Genomic DNA, 18,517 nt, shown 5'->3' with positions numbered 1-18,517 from the left:
AGTCGGCAACACCGCCGACCGCTCGGAACGTCAGCAACAGATGACCGAGATGGTCGCCACCGCCGTGCACCAGATGGGCCTGACTGTGCAGGACGTTGCGCAAAACGCAGGACATGCGGCGTACGCCTCGCAGTCGGCGCGTGACGAAGCGGTGCAGGCGCGCCAGCAGGTGCAGCAGTCGGTACAGGGTATCCATGGCATGTCCGGTGAAATCAGCCGGGCCGCCGAGGCGGTGGGCCAGTTGGCGCAGGAAGTGGCCTCGATCGATGAGGTGCTGGCGGTGATTCGCAGCGTTTCCGAGCAGACCAACCTGCTCGCCCTCAATGCGGCCATCGAGGCGGCCCGCGCCGGTGAAATGGGCCGCGGCTTTGCCGTGGTCGCCGATGAAGTGCGCACCCTGGCCCGGCGCACGCAGCTGTCTACCGATCAGGTGCAGCAGATGATTCAGCGCCTCAAGCAGGGCGCCGGCGTGGCTGTGACGTCAATGCAGGCAGGCCAGCTGGCCACCGGTAGCGGGGTTGAAGCAAGCCAGCGCACCGGCGCCTCGCTGGGGGCGATCACCGATCAGGTCGAGCGCATCAGTGACATGAACCAGCAGGTGGCCACCGCGACCGAGCAGCAGTCAGCGGTGACTGAAGAGATCAATCGCAACGTGCAGGGGATTTCCGACCTGGCCCGGCAGACCGCCGCCGAGGTGCTTGGTTGTCGCGAGGAATGCCAGGCACTGCGCCGCTTGGCCGATGACCTGGCGCGGCAGATGGGTGGTTTCAGGCTGTAAAGGGCAGCGCCGGCGGTTGCCGCGAGCCTGTAGGAGCGGCCTTGTGTCGCGAAAGGCCAGCGAAGCTGGCCCGGCGATAGTGGCGGCGAAGCTGAGAATCTGGGGCCGCTGCGCGACCCTTTCGCGACATAAGGCCGCTCCTACAGGGATGGCTCTACAGAGGGGTGGCCGCCACAACTGCGCGGATATCCGCCGCCAGCTCACGCACGCGCGTGAGTTCCGTGTCCCACGAGCACATGAAGCGTGCGCCGCCGCTGCCAATGAAGGTGTAGAAGCGCCAGCCCTTGTTGCGCAGCGCCTCGAGCGCCGGCTCCGGCATTTGCAGAAACACCCCGTTGGCTTCCACCGGGAACATCAGCTTCACCTGAGGCAGGTCGCTGACCAGCGAGGCCAGCAACTGCGCGCAGTGGTTGGCGTGGTTGCCGTGGCGTAGCCAGGCGCCGTCTTCCAGCAGCCCCACCCAAGGCGCGGAGAGGAAGCGCATCTTCGATGCCAGCTGGCCGGCCTGCTTGCAGCGGTAGTCGAAGTCTTCGGCCAGCTCGCGGTTGAAGAACAGGATCGCCTCGCCCACGGCCATGCCGTTCTTGGTGCCGCCAAAGCACAGCACATCGACGCCGGCCTTCCAGGTCAGCTCGGCCGGCGAGCAGCCGAGGAACGAGCAGGCATTGGTGAAGCGCGCGCCATCCATATGCAGGTTGAGGCCCAGCTCCTTGCAGGTGGCGCTGATCGCCTTGAGCTCGTCGGGGCGGTACACGGTGCCGACTTCGGTGGCCTGGGTGAGGGTCACCACGCGTGGTTTCGGATAGTGGATGTCCTGGCGTTTGAGCGCCACTTCGCGGATCGACTCCGGCGTCAGCTTGCCGTTGACGCTGGCCGCGGTGAGCAGCTTGGAGCCGTTCGAGAAAAACTCCGGAGCGCCGCATTCGTCGGTCTCGACGTGGGCGGTCTCCGAGCAGATCACGCTGTGGTAGCTCTGGCACAAGGAGGCCAGGGCCAACGAGTTGGCTGCGGTGCCGTTGAAGGCGAAGAACACTTCGCAGTCGGTTTCGAAGATCTTGCGAAAGTACGCCGCCGCACGCTCGGTCCACTGATCATCGCCGTAGGCGCGCTCGTGGCCCTGATTGGCCTTGGCCATCGCCGCCCAGGCTTCGGGGCAGATGCCGGAATAGTTGTCGCTGGCGAATTGCTGGCTGTTATCTGTCATGACACGGTCCTGTGAACGACGCAGAGATGCACTCTAAACGATCATTTACCCGGTTGCCTATACAACCGTGCACGGCGCAATTGCCCGGCCCGCCGGCGGCTCAGGCACGCGGGCGCAGGCCGATGGCTGATTTTGGCAAGCATGCCCGCGCGCGACAGCCCACCGGCGAATGTCGTAAACGCGCCATTGCAAGGCGTGCGCAGGCATCTGACCCACCCGCCGCAGTCATACCATCGGCACAAAGGGGCACTGAACCCTACTGACAAAAAATGATCGCTGCCGGGAGACACATGATGTTCAGCAAGCAAGACCAGATCCAGGGTTACGACGACGCGCTGCTGGCGGCGATGAATGCCGAAGAACAACGTCAGGAAGATCATATCGAGCTGATCGCTTCGGAAAACTACACCAGCAAGCGCGTGATGCAGGCCCAGGGCAGCGGCCTCACCAACAAATACGCCGAAGGCTATCCGGGCAAGCGCTACTACGGTGGCTGCGAACACGTCGACAAGGTCGAGGCGCTGGCTATCGAGCGCGCCAAGCAGCTGTTCGGTGCCGATTACGCCAACGTCCAGCCGCACTCCGGTTCGTCGGCCAACAGCGCTGTATACCTGGCCTTGCTGCAAGCCGGTGACACCATTCTGGGCATGAGCCTGGCCCATGGTGGCCACCTGACCCACGGCGCCAAGGTCTCGTCCTCGGGCAAGCTGTACAACGCGGTGCAATACGGCATCGACACCGACACCGGCCTGATCGACTACGACGAAGTCGAGCGCCTGGCGGTCGAGCATCAGCCGAAGATGATCGTTGCTGGTTTCTCCGCGTACTCCAAGACCCTCGACTTCCCGCGCTTCCGCGCTATTGCCGACAAGGTGGGTGCGCTGCTGTTCGTCGACATGGCCCACGTTGCTGGCCTGGTTGCCGCTGGCCTGTACCCGAACCCGCTGCCGTATGCCGACGTGGTCACCACCACTACTCACAAGACCCTGCGCGGTCCACGTGGCGGCCTGATCCTGGCCAAGGCCAACCCGGACATCGAGAAAAAGCTCAACGCGGCGGTATTCCCCGGCGCCCAGGGCGGCCCGCTGATGCACGTCATCGCCGGCAAGGCAGTGTGCTTCAAGGAAGCGCAGGAGCCTGGCTTCAAGCAGTACCAGCAGCAGGTCATCGACAACGCCCAGGCCATGGCCGAAGTGTTCATCAAGCGCGGTTATGACGTGGTGTCCGGCGGTACCGACAACCACCTGTTCCTGGTCAGCCTGATCCGTCAGGGCCTGACCGGCAAGGACGCTGACGCAGCCCTGGGCCGCGCGCACATCACTGTCAACAAGAACGCCGTACCCAACGACCCGCAGTCGCCGTTCGTTACCTCGGGCCTGCGCATCGGCACCCCGGCGGTCACAACCCGCGGTTTCAAGGTGGCTCAGTGCGTGGCACTGGCCGGCTGGATCTGCGATGTCCTCGACAACCTGGGCGACGCCGACGTCGAAGCCGACGTTGCCAAGCAGGTCGCCGCACTGTGCGCCGACTTCCCGGTTTACCGCTGAGTGGAGTAACAGACAATGGAACGCTATTCGGGCTTCGGCCTTTTCAAACACTCCCTCAGCCACCACGAAAACTGGCAGCGCATGTGGCGCACGCCGACCCCGAAAAAGGTCTATGACGTGGTGATTGTAGGCGGCGGCGGGCATGGCCTGGCGACGGCTTACTACCTGGCCAAGGTGCACGGCATCACCAACGTTGCCGTGGTCGAAAAAGGCTGGCTGGGCGGCGGCAACACCGCGCGCAACACCACCATCGTGCGCTCCAACTACCTGTGGGACGAGTCGGCCAAGCTCTACGAGCACGCCATGAAACTGTGGGAAGGCCTGTCGCAGGACATCAACTACAACGTGATGTTCTCCCAGCGCGGCGTCTACAACCTCTGCCACACCCTGCAGGACATCCGTGATTCGGAGCGTCGAGTCAGCGCCAACCGCCTCAACGGCGTCGACGGCGAGCTGCTCAATACCGACCAGGTCGCGGCCGAGATCCCGTACCTGGACTGCTCGAAGAACACCCGCTACCCGATCCTCGGTGCAACCGTTCAGCGCCGTGGTGGTGTGGCCCGTCACGATGCCGTGGCGTGGGGCTTTGCCCGCGCTGCCGACGCCCTCGGCGTCGACCTGATTCAACAGACCGAAGTGACCGGTTTCCGCAAGGAAAACGGCGCGGTGATCGGTGTCGAGACCAACAAGGGCTTCATCGGCGCCAAGCGCGTCGGCGTGGTCACTGCCGGTAACTCCGGGCACATGGCGCGCCTGGCTGGCTTCCGTCTGCCGCTCGAGTCGCACCCGCTGCAGGCGCTGGTTTCCGAGCCGATCAAGCCAATCATCGACAGCGTGATCATGTCCAACGCGGTACACGGCTACATCAGCCAGTCGGACAAAGGCGACCTGGTCATCGGCGCCGGTATCGACAGCTGGGTTGGCTACGGCCAGCGCGGTTCGTACCCGGTGATCGAGCACACCCTGCAGGCGATCGTCGAGATGTTCCCGATCCTCTCGCGGGTACGCATGAACCGCCAATGGGGCGGCATCGTCGACACCTGCCCGGACGCCTGCCCGATCATCTCCAAGACCCCGGTGAAGAACCTGTTCTTCAACTGCGGTTGGGGCACCGGCGGCTTCAAGGCCACCCCAGGCTCAGGCAACGTGTTTGCCGCAAGCCTGGCCAAAGGCGAAATGCACCCACTGGCTGCGCCATTCTCCATCGACCGCTTCTACAACGGTGCGCTGATCGATGAACACGGCGCTGCGGCCGTCGCCCACTAATCGGAGACAATCGTCATGTTGCATATTTTCTGTCCCCACTGCGGCGAGCTGCGCTCCGAAGAAGAGTTTCACGCCTCAGGCCAGGCCCATATTGCCCGCCCGCTCGATCCGGCGGCCTGCTCCGACGAGGAGTGGGGTACCTACATGTTCTTCCGCGACAACCCGCGTGGCATTCACCACGAACTGTGGGATCACGTCGCCGGTTGCCGCCAGTATTTCAACGTCACCCGCGACACCGTGACCTACGAAATTCTGGAAACCTACAAGATCGGCGAAAAGCCGCAGATCACTGCCGCCAGCAAGGCTAGCGCCGCGCCGTCGACCGTCAAAGGCCTGGGGGAAAAAGTATGAGCCAGAGTTATCGCCTTGCCAGCGGCGGCCGTGTCAACCGCGGCAAAGTCCTCAATTTCAGCTTCAACGGCAAGACCTATCAGGGTTACGAAGGTGACAGCCTGGCTGCCGCGTTGCTCGCCAACGGCGTCGATGTGGTCGGCCGCAGCTTCAAGTATTCGCGGCCTCGCGGGATCATTGCAGCCGGCACCGAAGAGCCGAATGCGATCCTGCAGATCGGTTCCAGCGAAGCCACCCAGATCCCCAACGTGCGCGCCACTCAGCAGCCGCTGTATGCCGGCCTGGTCGCGACCAGCACCAACGGCTGGCCGAACGTCAACAACGACGTGATGGGCATCCTTGGCAAGGTCGGTGGCAGCATGATGCCGCCGGGCTTCTACTACAAAACCTTCATGTACCCGAAATCGTTCTGGATGACTTACGAGAAGTACATCCGCAAAGCCGCCGGCCTCGGTCGTGCGCCGCTGCAGAACGATCCGGACAGCTACGACTACATGAACCACCACTGCGACGTGCTGATCGTCGGTGCTGGCCCTGCCGGCCTGGCCGCAGCGCTGGCCGCTGGCCGCAGCGGTGCGCGGGTGATCATCGCCGATGAGCAGGAAGAGTTCGGCGGCAGCCTGCTCGACAGCCGTGAGACTCTCGATGGCAAGCCTGCCACCGACTGGGTCGCGGCTACCGTGGCCGAGCTGCAAGGCATGGCCGAAGTGCTGGTACTGCCACGCGCTACCGTCAACGGCTACCACGACCATAACTTCCTGACCATCCACGAGCGCCTGACCGACCACCTAGGTGACCGCGCGCCGATTGGCCAGGTGCGTCATCGCGTCCACCGCGTGCGTGCCAAGCAAGTTGTGCTGGCGGCTGGCGCCCACGAGCGTCCGCTGGTGTACGGCAACAACGATGTGCCGGGCAACATGCTCGCCGGCGCTGTATCGACCTACGTGCGTCGCTACGGCGTGGCGCCTGGGCGCAAGCTGGTGCTGTCGACCAACAACGACCACGCCTATCGCGTTGCGCTGGACTGGCACGATGCCGGCCTGCAAGTGGTCGCGATCGCCGATGCACGCCACAACCCACGCGGTTCGCTGGTGGAAGAAGCACGCGCCAAGGGCATTCGCATCCTCACCTCCAGCGCTGTGGTTGAAGCGACTGGCAGCAAGCATGTGACCGGTGCGCGGGTTGCCGCCATTGACGCCCAGGCGTTCACCGTGACCAGCCCTGGCGAAACCCTGGCCTGCGACCTGATTGCGACCTCCGGCGGCTACAGCCCGATCGTCCACCTGGCCTCGCACCTTGGCGGGCGTCCGGTATGGCGTGAAGACATCCTCGGTTTCGTCCCGGGTGATGCGCCGCAAAAGCGCGTCTGTGTTGGCGGCATGAATGGCGTCTACCCGCTTGGTGATGTCCTGGCCGATGGTTTTGAAGGTGGCGTGCGCGCCGCTACCGAAGCCGGCTTCAAGGCCGTGGTCGGTACCCTGCCCAAAGCCGTCCAGCGAACCGAGGAGCCTACCCTGGCCTTGTTCCAGGTGCCGCATGACAAAGGCACTCGTGGGCCGAAGCAGTTCGTTGACCAGCAGAACGACGTCACCGCTGCCGGCATCGAGCTGGCGACCCGTGAAGGCTTTGAGTCGGTCGAACACGTCAAGCGCTACACCGCGCTGGGCTTTGGTACCGACCAGGGCAAGCTGGGCAACATCAACGGCCTGGCCATCGCCGCCCGTTCGCTGGGTATCAGCATTGCGCAGATGGGCACCACCATGTTCCGCCCCAACTACACGCCGGTTACCTTCGGTGCGGTAGCGGGTCGTCACTGTGGTCACCTGTTCGAGCCGGTACGCTTCACCGCACTGCATTCCTGGCACGTTAAAAACGGCGCCGAGTTCGAGGATGTCGGCCAGTGGAAACGTCCGTGGTATTTCCCAAAACCCGGTGAAGACATCCATGCCGCCGTTGAGCGTGAGTGCAAGGCCGTGCGCGACAGCGTCGGCCTGCTGGACGCCTCGACCCTGGGCAAGATCGACATTCAAGGCCCGGATGCGCGTGAGTTCCTCAACCGTATCTACACCAACGCCTGGACCAAGCTCGATGTGGGCAAGGCCCGTTATGGCCTGATGTGCAAGGAAGACGGCATGGTCTTCGACGACGGCGTGACCGCCTGCGTCGGCGACAACCACTTCATCATGACCACCACGACCGGCGGCGCAGCGCGCGTGCTGGGCTGGATGGAGCTGTACCTGCAGACCGAATGGCCGGAACTGAAGGTGTACTTCACCTCGGTCACCGACCACTGGGCAACCATGACCTTGTCTGGCCCCAACAGCCGCAAGCTGCTGGCCGAGATCAGCGACATCGACCTGGACAAGGACGCCTTCCCGTTCATGACCTGGAAGGAAGGCACCGTTGGCGGCGTGCCGGCGCGGGTGTTCCGCATCTCGTTCACCGGTGAGCTGTCGTACGAAGTCAACGTCCAGGCCAACTACGCCATGGGTGTGCTGGAGAAGATCGTTGCGGCTGGCAAACAGTACAACCTGACCCCGTATGGCACCGAGACCATGCACGTGCTGCGTGCCGAGAAGGGCTTCATCATCGTTGGCCAGGATACCGATGGCTCGATGAACGCCGACGACCTCAACATGAGCTGGTGTGTCGGACGCAACAAGCCGTACTCGTGGATCGGCCTGCGTGGCATGAACCGCGAGGACTGCCTGCGCGAAGACCGCAAGCAACTGGTCGGGCTCAAGCCGATCAACCCTAAACAGTGGCTGCCGGAAGGCGCTCAGCTGGTGTTCGATCCGAAGCAGCCGATCCCGATGGACATGGTCGGTCACGTCACCTCCAGCTATGCCTCCAACTCCCTCGGCTATTCGTTCGCCATGGGTGTGGTCAAGGGTGGTCTCAAGCGCATGGGTGAGCGGGTGTATTCGCCGCAGGCCGATGGCAGCGTGATCGAAGCAGAGATTGTGTCTTCGGTGTTCTTCGATCCGAAGGGTGAGCGGCAGAACGTCTGACGCCAGACCGATGCTCAACTCTCGTGGCCGCGGCCGAGCGCCGCTGCCACGCCTGAACACAAGAATTCAAGGCAGGTAACAATGAGCGCTATCAACGTCTTCCAGCAAAACCCCGGCGCCGAGGCCAAGGCCCAGACGCCGCTGCATCATGCAGACCTCGCCAGCCTGGTGGGCAAGGGCCGCAACAACGCAGGCGTGACCCTGCGCGAGAAAAAACTGCTTGGTCATCTGACCTTGCGTGGCGACGGCCATGATCCGGCCTTTGCCAGCGGTGTACACAAGGCCCTCGGCCTGGAGCTGCCGGTAGCCCTGACCGTGGTCGCCAAGGGCGAGACCTCGCTGCAGTGGGTTGGCCCGGATGAGTGGCTGCTGATCGTCCCGGGCGGGCAGGAGTTTGTGGTCGAGCAGCAACTGCGCGACGCCCTCGCGGGCTTGCACATTCAGGTGGTCAATGTCAGCGGCGGGCAGACCCTGCTCGAGTTGCAGGGCGCCAACGTGCGCGACGTGCTGATGAAATCCACCAGCTATGATGTACATCCAAACAACTTCCCGGTGGGCAAAGCGGTCGGCACGGTGTTCGCCAAGTCGCAGCTGGTGATCCGCCGCACCGGTGAAGATACCTGGGAACTGGTGATTCGCCGCAGCTTCGCCGATTACTGGTGGATGTGGCTGCAGGACGCCTCGGCTGAATACGGCCTGAGCATCGAAGCCTAAGGAGAGACACATGAGTCGGGCACCGGATACCTGGATTCTCACCGCCGACTGCCCGAGCATGCTCGGCACGGTCGATGTGGTGACGCGGTTTCTCTACGAGCAGCGTTGCTATGTCACCGAGCACCACTCCTTCGATGATCGGCTGTCGGGGCGCTTCTTCATTCGCGTCGAGTTCCGCCAGCCAGATGATTTCGATGAGGCGGGTTTTCGTGATGGCCTGGCCGAGCGCAGCGATGCGTTTGGCATGACCTTCGAGCTGACCGCGCCCAATCACCGCCCCAAGGTGGTGATCATGGTGTCCAAGGCCGATCACTGCCTGAACGACCTGTTGTACCGTCAGCGCATTGGTCAGCTAGCGATGGACGTGGTCGCGGTGATCTCTAATCACCCCGATCTCGAGCCATTGGCTCATTGGCACAAGATCCCGTATTACCACTTCGCCCTCGACCCCAAGGACAAGCCTGCGCAAGAGCGCAAGGTGCTGCAGGTGATCGAGGAGAGTGGTGCCGAGCTGGTGATTCTTGCGCGCTACATGCAGGTGCTGTCGCCTGAACTGTGCCGTCGCCTGGATGGCTGGGCGATCAACATTCATCACTCGTTGCTGCCTGGGTTCAAGGGTGCCAAGCCGTATCACCAGGCTTACAACAAGGGTGTGAAGATGGTCGGTGCCACGGCGCACTACATCAACAACGACCTGGATGAAGGGCCGATCATTGCCCAGGGGGTCGAAGTGGTCGATCACAGTCACTATCCCGAAGACCTGATTGCCAAGGGGCGTGATATCGAAGGCCTGACCTTGGCGCGGGCGGTGGGGTATCACATTGAACGGCGGGTGTTTCTCAACGCCAATCGGACGGTGGTGCTCTGAGATCGTCGGGGCCGCCTTGCGGCCCTCTCGCGACACTAGGCCGCTCCTACAAAGACCGCGTAGTTTGGGCCGACGCGGTCCTTGTAGGAGCGGCCTTGTGTCGCGAAAGGGGCGCAAAGCGCCCCCGGCTATCTCCAGACCCACCTGACGCCTGCGGGCAAGCCACTGTCGTTTCCAGTCACGGCATTTCCCCGCCACAAGCCCACAATTCCCCCATTCCAGTAACACATGCCGCCCATGGATGGCGGCGCTTCAACCAACGCTGCATAAGTACAAATCAAGCGAGGTAAGAGCATGTCTGGTAACCGTGGAGTGGTGTATCTCGGCGGCGGTAAAGTCGAGGTGCGGAACATCGACTACCCCAAAATGCAGGACCCACGCGGCAAGAAGATCGAGCACGGTGTGATCCTCAAGGTGGTCTCCACCAATATCTGCGGCTCCGACCAGCACATGGTTCGTGGCCGTACCACCGCCCAGGTCGGGCTGGTGCTGGGCCACGAGATCACCGGTGAAATCATCGAGATGGGCCGTGACGTCGAGCGGATGAAAATCGGCGACCTGGTCTCGGTACCGTTCAACGTTGCCTGCGGCCGCTGCCGCTCGTGCAAAGAGATGCACACCGGCGTCTGCCTCACCGTCAACCCGGCCCGCGCCGGTGGCGCCTACGGCTACGTCGACATGGGTGACTGGACCGGCGGCCAGGCCGAATACGTGCTGGTGCCCTACGCCGACTTCAACCTGCTGAAACTGCCGGACCGCGACAAGGCCATGGAAAAGATCCGTGACCTGACGTGCCTGTCCGACATTCTGCCTACCGGCTACCACGGCGCCGTGACGGCCGGGGTTGGCCCTGGCAGCACCGTGTATGTCGCCGGTGCCGGCCCGGTGGGGCTGGCGGCTGCTGCGTCGGCACGGCTGCTGGGCGCCGCCTGCGTGATCGTCGGCGACCTCAACCCGGCCCGCCTGGCGCACGCCAAGTCGCAAGGCTTCGAGGTGGTCGACCTGTCCAAGGACACCCCGCTGCACGAGCAGATCGTCGACATCCTCGGCGAGCCGGAAGTGGACTGCGCCGTTGACGCGGTCGGCTTCGAGGCGCGCGGCCATGGCCACGAGGGCGCCAAGCATGAAGCGCCGGCCACCGTGCTGAACTCGCTGATGCAGGTGACCCGCGTTGCCGGCAACATTGGTATCCCGGGGCTTTACGTGACCGAAGACCCGGGCGCGGTAGATGCCGCCGCCAAGATCGGCGCGCTGAGCATTCGATTTGGCTTGGGCTGGGCGAAATCGCACAGCTTCCACACCGGCCAGACCCCAACCATGAAGTACAACCGCCAGCTGATGCAGGCGATCATGTGGGATCGAATCAATATTGCTGAAGTGGTGGGCGTGCAGGTGATCAGCCTGGATCAGGCGCCGGAAGGCTATGGCGAGTTTGATGCTGGGGTGCCGAAGAAGTTTGTGATTGATCCGCATAAGACGTTTAGTGCGGCGTGATGTGACATCGAGAAAAAAGCCCCTTTTCAGGGGCTTTTTTTAGGGGAGGCCGGGATGATTGGCAGGGTGAATGTCAGGATTTGTTCTGATGCTCGATCCCTAGACCGCAGGTGACCTGTCGGCTAGCGCGTTGGCTGCTAAAAGCTCCGTACCTTGTGTGGCCTCTGAATGCCGCTCGGCAAGCGGCATATCAGCGCCGCGCAGGATTGTGCGGGTTTGGGTGCCTTGTTTGACGGAGGCGAGGGTGCCGCCTTGATAAAAGTATAAGTTGCTGTTTTTGATCTTCGTTTGTCCTCGCAAACCCCAGTATTCATCCGCTGATAGATGCTGTGCAGCCGTAATGATAATAGGATTAAGTCTGTCTTAGCTCTGCAATGGCCGCAATTATCTTATCCCTATCGGCAGTAAAGTCTCTTGATTTCACGTTGTAATAGGCTTCCTTGTCGTAGGCCAAATTTGCCTTGCTTGTATAGAAGCGCCACATGTCAGAGCCGTTGACGTATTGGTTGGCACTGGCTTGGTAAATTGTGTATTCACTGTTGGCTTTATCAGCTTTTACGTGCTGGCGTTCAATGTAGCTGTCGTACTTCTTGACGCGAGCTTCTAATTTATTTAAAAGGGGTGCGGTCTTTGTGATTCTTATATCTCTCTCTTTGGGGTAATTTCTGAGAGTCTCATCGTAACTGGGTAGCCTCTCGCCGGGCACGGCATATCTTTGCGCCTCTGAGTAGCTGGGTAATTCTCGCGTAGGCGCGTTTTTTACATGTTTGGGTAGTTTGGGGGCGAACAAGCGACCGAACAGTCGGAAGTGTCCAGACGGGTCGGTGAAGTTTACAGGGTCTGCACCGCAGTAAGCGTAGCTGTTGAGGCCCCCCTTGCCAAACGGACTGAGGCTGTCTGGCGATAAGAAGCGCATAAGGCGAGGGTTATGTGAGCGATAACCATTGCCTAGAATATAAAGCTCTGCCGGATCAATGCACTCACCATTGAATCCCAGGAGTGACAGGGTTGAGGGCTGTGATGCGGAGTGCCCATAGGCGGTGTAAGGGAGGCTCTCCAGTTGCTGGTCAGTTTTTACCTGGAGCACTGATCCATTGCCATCGGTAGTCAGGAACCTCACGGGTTCGCTGTCACAGTTTAATTGCTCTGCCAAGGCGGTATCGAGGCTACGGAATACGCTGTGATTTTGCGTGCCTTGTTTTACGGTGGCGAGTTTGTCGCCCTGATGAAAGTACAGGCGGTCGCCCGCATTGGTTTTGGTCATTAGTGCATGCTCATGTGAGTTGCCTGCGATCTTGGTGCAGGGGGAGTTTGCTCCAGTGTCGGGCGAGTGAATGAGCGGGCACAACTGGCAAAAGTACTAGTTCTGTTTGGCGTGCTTTCTGAATTCCCGCTTTAGAATGCAAAACTTCCTGCGCACGGTTGGTAGCCATACATGGCCTTAGGAAATGCCCTGTGCGAACTCGGTTAATTAGATGGCTGTTTATGGCAGTTGTACGCAGGAGTCAGTGCGGCCTGCCAGGGTTGCCTTGTGACTTGGTTTTCCGCCCAGCGTGCAGCAGCCCCGGCAATCTGCCGTCAAGCTGGAAGCCCGAAAACCACCCCCCGCTGGATGAAAACGGCCCGATACCCGGCCCGGAACAAACCTCCAAACCCCCAGTCGAATGCCTCGTTTCCCAGGCCATTCCGGCCGACGAGGTCCCCCCGATGAAAGCGTTCACCCTGGCAACCCTGATGACCCTGGCCGCAACGCCAGCGTTCGCCTTCAACTTCAGCGACGCCGCCAATGCCGTGTCCGCCGCGCAAAGCCAGCAGTCACAAGGCAAAGTGCAGGCACCCGCCGAATCGGCCAATCTGCTCAACACCCTGGGCAGCGAATTGAACATCACCCCCGAACAGGCCGTGGGCGGCGCCGGGGCAATGCTCGGCCTGGCGCGCAACAACCTCAGCAGCGACGACTACGGCCAGTTGACCAAGGCCGTGCCCGGCCTGGACCTGCTCTCCGGCGCCAACGCCCTCGGTGGCCTCAGTGGCCTGGGCGAATTGCTCGGCAAGAACAGCGACAAACAATCGGCCCTGAGCAACGCGCTGGGCAACAACGTCGAAGACCGCAGCGATCTGGACAGCGCCTTCAAGGCCCTGGGCATGGATACCGGCATGATCGGCCAGTTCGCCCCGCTGATTCTCCAGTACCTCGGTCAACAAGGCATCGCCGGTTCGCTACTGCAGAACCTGGGTAGCCTGTGGACCACTCCGGCGCCTGCAACAACACCTTCGGTTTGATCAGGTTCTAAGGCGTTCGGCGGCGTCGCGAAGCTCGAATAGCCGTTGGCGCCTGTTGCCGATTAGCTCGCCGATGCTTTTCAGTTTTGCTGATATCAGTTTGCCTGGCGGGCGTCTGGCTTGGGGCGAACTTCCGGAGTAATGCAAAGCCCCTACATAGTGGTGCTCCAGTTTTTCAAGCTCAGCGTAGATATTCCCTGACGCTCTCGAGAGCGCCATCCTTTGTTTGAAGATGGACTGGGCCGTTGGTGCTGCCACCAAGGCGGTCGGGGTATCCGCTTTCACATCACTGCGACCCGGCGTGTCAGCGATGCGTACTGACTTTTTCGGTCGGTCAGCGCGCTTCTCTTTTATCAATATGGAGCGCAGGGGTTCTACTGATGCGTCTTTGCCGGGCAGTTTCTTGACCGGTTGCGGGGTGGAACGTTTTGCGGAAGCCGAGCGCATTTTTGCTATCTGGGCTTTCAGAAGCTCCGCTGACACCGCTGGATGGTGCCCTGTCGGGTCTGAATAGTTGACGGGGTCGCCCGCACAGTAGCCATAAGCATTGAACCCACCTTCCTCGAACGGACTCAGACTGTCAGGTGCGAGGAAACGCATCAGTACCGGGCTATAAGCGCGATACCCCTGGCCCAGCAGGTAGTTGCCGGTCAATGGCTCGGGAGGTTCACCCGCGAACCCAAGTCGCGGCGCCGCAGGCTGTGACCGAGCGTCATGCCCATAGGCGGTATAGATGCAAGTGGCTGCGCCAAGGCCGCCGTGCGTCTTCAACACGGACTTCTGGCTGTCCGTTATCAACAGCTGAATGTCCATGCCCGAGTGGCTGTCGCGCCGCTCAGCCAACGGCTGACCGGCCCCCTGCAGTAGCTTCCAGTTCTGGTTGCCGGTGATCTCGAGATTGATCTGTCCGCTTTGGTAGAAGTTAAGGCGTTTGTTCACGGGGCTGGCCTCGCAGGCGCTGAGTCTTTGATCAGCTCAGTTTCCCGGCCTGCGAGATGTTGCATAACTGGCAGAAGTGTTAGGGCGCTTCCTACGTTCCTGTCCGTCTGCGGCTGATGGACATTGATCCCCTCCCACAAGCGCACATCCTGTGGGAGCGGGCTTGCCCCGCGAAGAGGCCGACTCAGCCGCTGCAAGCCTCAGCGCATCTCGGCGCGCAACTGCTCGATGCGCTGGTCCTTCTCGACCCACAGCTGGTTCACCCAGGCCTGCACGGTCTCGCGAAACACCGGGTCGTTCTCGTAATCGCCCGCCCACAACGCCGGGTCCAGCTCATGCACGCGAATGTCGATAATCACCCGGCTGATGCTGCCATTGAGCAGGGCCCAGAAGCCCGGCGCCTGGTCGCCCGGGTAGACGATGGTCACATCCAGCAGAGCGTCGAGCTGTTCGCCCAGCGCCGCCAGCACGAACGCCACGCCACCGGCCTTGGGCTTGAGCAAGTGCTTGTACGGCGACTGCTGTTCAAGGCGCTTGGCCTCGCTGAAGCGCGTGCCCTCAAGGTAGTTGACCACGGTCACCGGCTGGCGCTTGAACAGCTCGCAGGCGGCCTTGGTGATTTCCAGGTCCTTGCCCTTGAGCTCCGGGTGCTTGGCCAGAAACGCCTTGCTGTAGCGCTTCATGAACGGGTAGTCCAGGCCCCACCAGGCCAGGCCCAGCAGCGGCACCCAGATCAGTTCCTTCTTGAGGAAGAACTTGAAGAACGGCACCCGGCGGTTGAGGCTTTCGATCAGCGCCGGGATATCGACCCAGCTCTGGTGGTTGCTCACGCACAGGTAGGAGGTGTCCTGGCGCAGCTTGTCGACGCCGCGGATATCCCACTGGGTAGGGATGCACAGGGCGAAAATGACCTTGTCGATCTCCGACCAGGTCTCGGCCATCCACATCACGCCTGCAGACGCATAGTCACGGCCTCGGCCCGGCAGCACCAGCTTGAGCAGGGCGAAGACCATCAACGGGCAGATCATCACCACGGTGTTGAGCAATAGCAGAATGGTTGTGAGGATGCCGGTCAGCAGGCGACGCATAAGGAGACTCTTGTTGTGTGAAATAAGCGGTCGACAATGATAAGTGTGGTTATCGCCTACGCCAAACCTCCAATGGCCTACGACCGGGACAAATGTTTCACATTATGTTGGATAAGCTCTTGCGACGAACCTATCGCGCTTGTGCAGTCTAAGCACTGTCCCGTCTCAAGGAAGTTAGCCCGTGAAACCACTGCTTGCCCTGTTATCGCTGCTCGCCCTGCCGGTCATGGCCGCCGAGCCGACCCTGTATGGTCGCTACGAGTACATCAGCCTGCCGGAGATCGGCGGTGAAACGCTCAAGGCCAAGATGGACACCGGTGCGCTGACAGCCTCGTTGTCGGCCAAGGATATCGAGCGCTTTACCCGTGATGGCGAGGACTGGGTGCGCTTCAAGCTGGCAACCAAGGATGCCGACGGCAAGGTCTACGAGCACAAGGTTGCGCGCATCAGCAAGATCAAGAGCCGCGCCGACGAGGATGATGAGGAAGGCGACAGCGCAGAGGCGGCACGCCGGCCGGTGGTCGACCTGGAACTGTGCCTGGGCGGCGAGAAGCGCACCGTCGAGGTCAACCTGACCGACCGCAGCAGCTTCAACTACCCCTTGCTGATTGGCGCCAAGGCGTTGCGCGAGTTCAAGGCGGCGGTAAACCCCGCGCGCAGGTTTACCGCTGGCAAGCCTGAGTGCTGACGGAGCAGCTTCAAGCTGCGAGCCACAAGCTGCAAGAAACAGCGGATCGGTGTAAGTTCACGCGATCCGCTTCTAGTTGAAGCTTGCAGCTTGAGGCTTGTCGCCAAGAATGCCCCATATCCTCATCGTCGAAGATGAATCCGCCATCGCCGACACCCTGATCTACGCCCTGCAAGCCGACGGCCACAGCACCGAGTGGGTGACCCTGGGTAGCGCCGCCGTCGAGCGCCAGCGCCTGCAGCCGGCCGACCTGGTCATTCTCGACATCGGCCTGCCCGACATCAGTGGCTTTGAAACCTGCCGCCAGCTGCGCCGCTTCAGCGAAGTGCCGGTGATGTTTCTCAGCGCCCGCGACGCCGAGATCGATCGGGTGCTGGGCCTGGAGATCGGTGCCGACGATTACGTGGTCAAACCGTTCAGCCCCCGCGAAGTGGCCGCGCGGGTGCGGGCGATCCTCAAGCGCATGGCGCCGCGCAGCGAAACGCCCGCTGTGGCGACGCTGTTTCAGGTCGACACGCTGCGCATGCAGATCGTTTACCGCAGTGTCAGCCTGGCCCTGACCCGTCACGAGTTTCGCCTGCTGCAGTGCTTGCTTGAGCAGCCGCAGCGAGTGTTCAGCCGCGAGCAGTTGCTCGACGCGCTGGGGGTAGCGGCGGACGCTGGCTACGAGCGCACCATCGACAGCCATATCAAGAGCCTGCGCGCCAAGCTGCGCCAGGTCGCCGCTGACGCCGAGCCGATCCAGACCCATCGCGGCCTGGGCTACAGCTACAGCCCGGAACACGCCTGATGCGCCTGGGTATTCGGATCTTTCTGGTGTACTTCCTGTTTGTCGGGCTGGCTGGCTATTTTTTGCTCAATACCGTGCGTGAGCAGATTCGCCCGGTGGTGCGCCAGGCTTCCGAAGAAACCCTGGTCGACACTGCCAACCTGCTGGCGGAGATCCTCCACGACGACGTCAAGGCCGGGACCCTTGGCCAGAGCCGCTTGCCGCAGTTGCTTGAATCGTACGGCCAGCGCCGCCCCGGCGCGCAGATCTGGGGTCTGGCGAAGAATCAGGTCAGCCACCGCATCTACGTGACCGACGCCAATGGCATCGTCCTGCTCGACTCGGCCGGGGTCGATCTGGGCAAGGATTACTCACGCTGGAACGACGTCTACCTGACTTTGCACGGGCAATACGGTGCGCGCTCTTCACGCAGCGATCCGGATGACGAAAGCACCTCGGTGATGCACGTCGCGGCGCCGATCATGGATGCCGGCAAGATCATCGGCGTGGTCACCGTGGCCAAGCCCAACAGCTCGCTGCAGCCGTACATCGACCGCGCCGAGCGGCGCCTGCTCAATCTTGGCCTGGGCTTGATCATCCTCGGCCTGCTGGTCGGTGCGCTGTTGTCGTGGTGGCTGGCGCGCTCGCTGCGCAGGCTCACCCACTACGCCCAGGCGGTCAGCGAGGGTCAGCGCGCGGCGTTGCCGCATTACAAGGGCGGCGAGCTCGAGCAACTCGCCACCGCAGTCGAGCGGATGCGTACCGAGCTTGCCGGCAAGGCCTATGTCGAGCGCTATGTGCATACCCTGACCCACGAGCTGAAAAGCCCGCTGGCGGCGATTCGTGGCGCCTCCGAGCTGCTGCAGGGCGACATGCCCGCCGAGCAGCGGCTGCGTTTCGCCAGCAATATCGAACGTGAGAGCGGGCGCTTGCAGCAGATGATCGAACGCTTGCTGAATCTCGCCCAGGTCGAGCAGATGCAGGCTCTGGAGGATGAGCAGGAGGTGGCGCTGGCGGCGCTGGTCGACGAGTTGCTGCTGGCCCACGCAGCGCGTATCGACAGCGCTGGCTTGCAGGTGCGCCAGCGCGTGCCAGCGGCGGTGCGGTTGCGTTGTGATCCGTACCTGATGCGCCAGGCGTTGGCCAACCTGCTCGAGAATGCACTGGACTTCACCCCGGCGGGTGGGACTTTGCTGTTCGAGCTGGAGCAGGGCGGCGAGCGGGTCGCGTTGAGCCTGTTCAACCAGGGTGAGGCAATTCCGCAATACGCGATAGGGCGCGTCAGCGAGCGCTTCTATTCGCTGCCGCGACCAGGCAGTGGGCGCAAGAGCAGCGGTCTGGGGCTGAACTTTGTCGCCGAGGTGATGCAGCTGCATGGTGGCGAGTTGGCGGTGGATAACGTCGAAGGCGGCGTGCGGGTGAGGTTGTGGCTGCCGCTGCGGCGCGTCTGTTGAATTGCTGGGGCCGCTTCGCGACCCTGTCGCGACACAAGGCCAGCGTAGCTGGCCCGGCGGTGT

Annotated in this window: 16 protein-coding genes; 12 read left to right on the top strand and 4 right to left on the bottom strand. The window is 62.1% G+C overall.

Annotated elements, in window-relative coordinates:
* Window positions 1–40: 40 nt before the first annotated feature.
* The gene (locus K3F44_RS25150) at window positions 41–778 is read left to right on the top strand and encodes a methyl-accepting chemotaxis protein (RefSeq protein WP_371918947.1); all 738 of its coding nucleotides are present in this window, start codon (window positions 41–43) and stop codon (window positions 776–778) included.
* 154 nt (window positions 779–932) lie between these two features.
* Here K3F44_RS25150 and K3F44_RS17785 read toward each other — a convergent pair whose 3' ends face one another.
* A complete protein-coding gene (locus K3F44_RS17785; RefSeq protein WP_220632686.1) occupies window positions 933–1,982 on the bottom strand; it encodes a low specificity L-threonine aldolase in 1,050 nt (349 codons plus the stop codon).
* A 293-nt stretch (window positions 1,983–2,275) separates the two neighbouring features.
* Here K3F44_RS17785 and glyA point away from each other — a divergent pair, with 293 nt between their 5' ends.
* From glyA to fdhA, 7 genes are all read left to right on the top strand, one after another.
* A complete protein-coding gene (gene glyA / locus K3F44_RS17780) occupies window positions 2,276–3,529 on the top strand; it encodes a serine hydroxymethyltransferase (RefSeq protein WP_188036804.1) in 1,254 nt (417 codons plus the stop codon).
* 15 nt (window positions 3,530–3,544) lie between these two features.
* Window positions 3,545–4,795, top strand: coding sequence for a sarcosine oxidase subunit beta family protein (locus K3F44_RS17775; RefSeq protein ID WP_101322468.1), 1,251 nt, complete (start codon window positions 3,545–3,547; stop codon window positions 4,793–4,795).
* Between the two features lie 15 nt (window positions 4,796–4,810).
* Entirely contained in the window at window positions 4,811–5,146 is a 336-nt protein-coding gene (locus K3F44_RS17770) for a sarcosine oxidase subunit delta (protein ID WP_101322467.1), read from the top strand.
* Window positions 5,143–8,157 carry a sarcosine oxidase subunit alpha gene (locus K3F44_RS17765; protein WP_220632685.1) on the top strand — a complete coding sequence of 1,005 codons (3,015 nt, stop codon included), beginning with the start codon at window positions 5,143–5,145 and terminating at the stop codon, window positions 8,155–8,157. Before K3F44_RS17770 ends, K3F44_RS17765 begins: the two co-directional genes overlap by 4 nt.
* An 81-nt stretch (window positions 8,158–8,238) precedes the next feature.
* On the top strand, window positions 8,239–8,871 hold the full coding sequence (locus K3F44_RS17760) for a sarcosine oxidase subunit gamma (RefSeq protein WP_220632684.1): 633 nt from the start codon (window positions 8,239–8,241) through the stop codon (window positions 8,869–8,871).
* Window positions 8,872–8,881: 10 nt separating this feature from the next.
* The gene (gene purU / locus K3F44_RS17755; RefSeq protein WP_101322464.1) at window positions 8,882–9,739 is read left to right on the top strand and encodes a formyltetrahydrofolate deformylase; all 858 of its coding nucleotides are present in this window, start codon (window positions 8,882–8,884) and stop codon (window positions 9,737–9,739) included.
* Between the two features lie 294 nt (window positions 9,740–10,033).
* The gene (gene fdhA, locus K3F44_RS17750) at window positions 10,034–11,233 is read left to right on the top strand and encodes a formaldehyde dehydrogenase, glutathione-independent (RefSeq protein WP_119137581.1); all 1,200 of its coding nucleotides are present in this window, start codon (window positions 10,034–10,036) and stop codon (window positions 11,231–11,233) included.
* A 352-nt stretch (window positions 11,234–11,585) separates the two neighbouring features.
* On the opposite strand, the gene K3F44_RS17745 is transcribed toward fdhA, so the two are convergent.
* Window positions 11,586–12,497, bottom strand: coding sequence for an RHS repeat-associated core domain-containing protein (locus K3F44_RS17745; RefSeq protein WP_220632683.1), 912 nt, complete (start codon window positions 12,495–12,497; stop codon window positions 11,586–11,588).
* Window positions 12,498–12,940: 443 nt separating this feature from the next.
* On the opposite strand from K3F44_RS17745, the gene K3F44_RS17740 reads away from it, so the two are divergent.
* Window positions 12,941–13,516 carry a DUF2780 domain-containing protein gene (locus K3F44_RS17740; protein ID WP_101322460.1) on the top strand — a complete coding sequence of 192 codons (576 nt, stop codon included), beginning with the start codon at window positions 12,941–12,943 and terminating at the stop codon, window positions 13,514–13,516.
* On the opposite strand, the gene K3F44_RS17735 is transcribed toward K3F44_RS17740, so the two are convergent.
* Window positions 13,517–14,455 carry an RHS repeat-associated core domain-containing protein gene (locus K3F44_RS17735; RefSeq protein WP_259407000.1) on the bottom strand — a complete coding sequence of 313 codons (939 nt, stop codon included), beginning with the start codon at window positions 14,453–14,455 and terminating at the stop codon, window positions 13,517–13,519. It abuts the gene before it with no gap.
* 200 nt (window positions 14,456–14,655) lie between these two features.
* Window positions 14,656–15,543, bottom strand: a complete 888-nt coding sequence (locus K3F44_RS17730; RefSeq protein WP_101322458.1) for an acyltransferase — start codon at window positions 15,541–15,543, stop codon at window positions 14,656–14,658.
* 181 nt (window positions 15,544–15,724) lie between these two features.
* On the opposite strand from K3F44_RS17730, the gene K3F44_RS17725 reads away from it, so the two are divergent.
* The 3 genes from K3F44_RS17725 (at window position 15,725) to creC (ending at window position 18,454) form a co-directional block, all read left to right on the top strand.
* A complete protein-coding gene (locus K3F44_RS17725; protein WP_220632682.1) occupies window positions 15,725–16,231 on the top strand; it encodes an ATP-dependent zinc protease in 507 nt (168 codons plus the stop codon).
* A gap of 109 nt (window positions 16,232–16,340) precedes the next feature.
* Window positions 16,341–17,021: a two-component system response regulator CreB gene (gene creB, locus K3F44_RS17720; protein ID WP_220632681.1), complete on the top strand. Its 681-nt coding sequence runs from the start codon at window positions 16,341–16,343 to the stop codon at window positions 17,019–17,021.
* Complete coding sequence (gene creC / locus K3F44_RS17715) at window positions 17,021–18,454, top strand: two-component system sensor histidine kinase CreC (protein ID WP_150570457.1); 1,434 nt, start codon at window positions 17,021–17,023, stop codon at window positions 18,452–18,454. Before creB ends, creC begins: the two co-directional genes overlap by 1 nt.
* Window positions 18,455–18,517 lie beyond the last annotated feature (63 nt).

The sequence above is a fragment of the Pseudomonas sp. S07E 245 genome, assembly GCF_019599025.1.
GTDB lineage: Bacteria > Pseudomonadota > Gammaproteobacteria > Pseudomonadales > Pseudomonadaceae > Aquipseudomonas > Aquipseudomonas shirazensis.
The sequence above is the reverse complement of the archived record's forward strand: the minus strand, read 5'-3'. Positions and strand labels throughout refer to the sequence as shown.

What these genes read in the sequence shown, in the direction of transcription:
- K3F44_RS25150 (WP_371918947.1), top strand. Translation starts at nt 41, where the DNA reads ATGACCGAGATGGTCGCCACCGCCGTGCACCAGATGGGCCTGACTGTG.
- K3F44_RS17785 (WP_220632686.1), bottom strand. Translation starts at nt 1,982, where the DNA reads ATGACAGATAACAGCCAGCAATTCGCCAGCGACAACTATTCCGGCATC.
- K3F44_RS17775 (WP_101322468.1), top strand. Translation starts at nt 3,545, where the DNA reads ATGGAACGCTATTCGGGCTTCGGCCTTTTCAAACACTCCCTCAGCCAC.
- K3F44_RS17760 (WP_220632684.1), top strand. Translation starts at nt 8,239, where the DNA reads ATGAGCGCTATCAACGTCTTCCAGCAAAACCCCGGCGCCGAGGCCAAG.
- K3F44_RS17730 (WP_101322458.1), bottom strand. Translation starts at nt 15,543, where the DNA reads ATGCGTCGCCTGCTGACCGGCATCCTCACAACCATTCTGCTATTGCTC.
- creC (WP_150570457.1), top strand. Translation starts at nt 17,021, where the DNA reads ATGCGCCTGGGTATTCGGATCTTTCTGGTGTACTTCCTGTTTGTCGGG.
- K3F44_RS17765 (WP_220632685.1), top strand. Translation starts at nt 5,143, where the DNA reads ATGAGCCAGAGTTATCGCCTTGCCAGCGGCGGCCGTGTCAACCGCGGC.
- K3F44_RS17740 (WP_101322460.1), top strand. Translation starts at nt 12,941, where the DNA reads ATGAAAGCGTTCACCCTGGCAACCCTGATGACCCTGGCCGCAACGCCA.
- K3F44_RS17770 (WP_101322467.1), top strand. Translation starts at nt 4,811, where the DNA reads ATGTTGCATATTTTCTGTCCCCACTGCGGCGAGCTGCGCTCCGAAGAA.
- K3F44_RS17745 (WP_220632683.1), bottom strand. Translation starts at nt 12,497, where the DNA reads ATGACCAAAACCAATGCGGGCGACCGCCTGTACTTTCATCAGGGCGAC.
- creB (WP_220632681.1), top strand. Translation starts at nt 16,341, where the DNA reads ATGCCCCATATCCTCATCGTCGAAGATGAATCCGCCATCGCCGACACC.
- fdhA (WP_119137581.1), top strand. Translation starts at nt 10,034, where the DNA reads ATGTCTGGTAACCGTGGAGTGGTGTATCTCGGCGGCGGTAAAGTCGAG.
- purU (WP_101322464.1), top strand. Translation starts at nt 8,882, where the DNA reads ATGAGTCGGGCACCGGATACCTGGATTCTCACCGCCGACTGCCCGAGC.
- glyA (WP_188036804.1), top strand. Translation starts at nt 2,276, where the DNA reads ATGTTCAGCAAGCAAGACCAGATCCAGGGTTACGACGACGCGCTGCTG.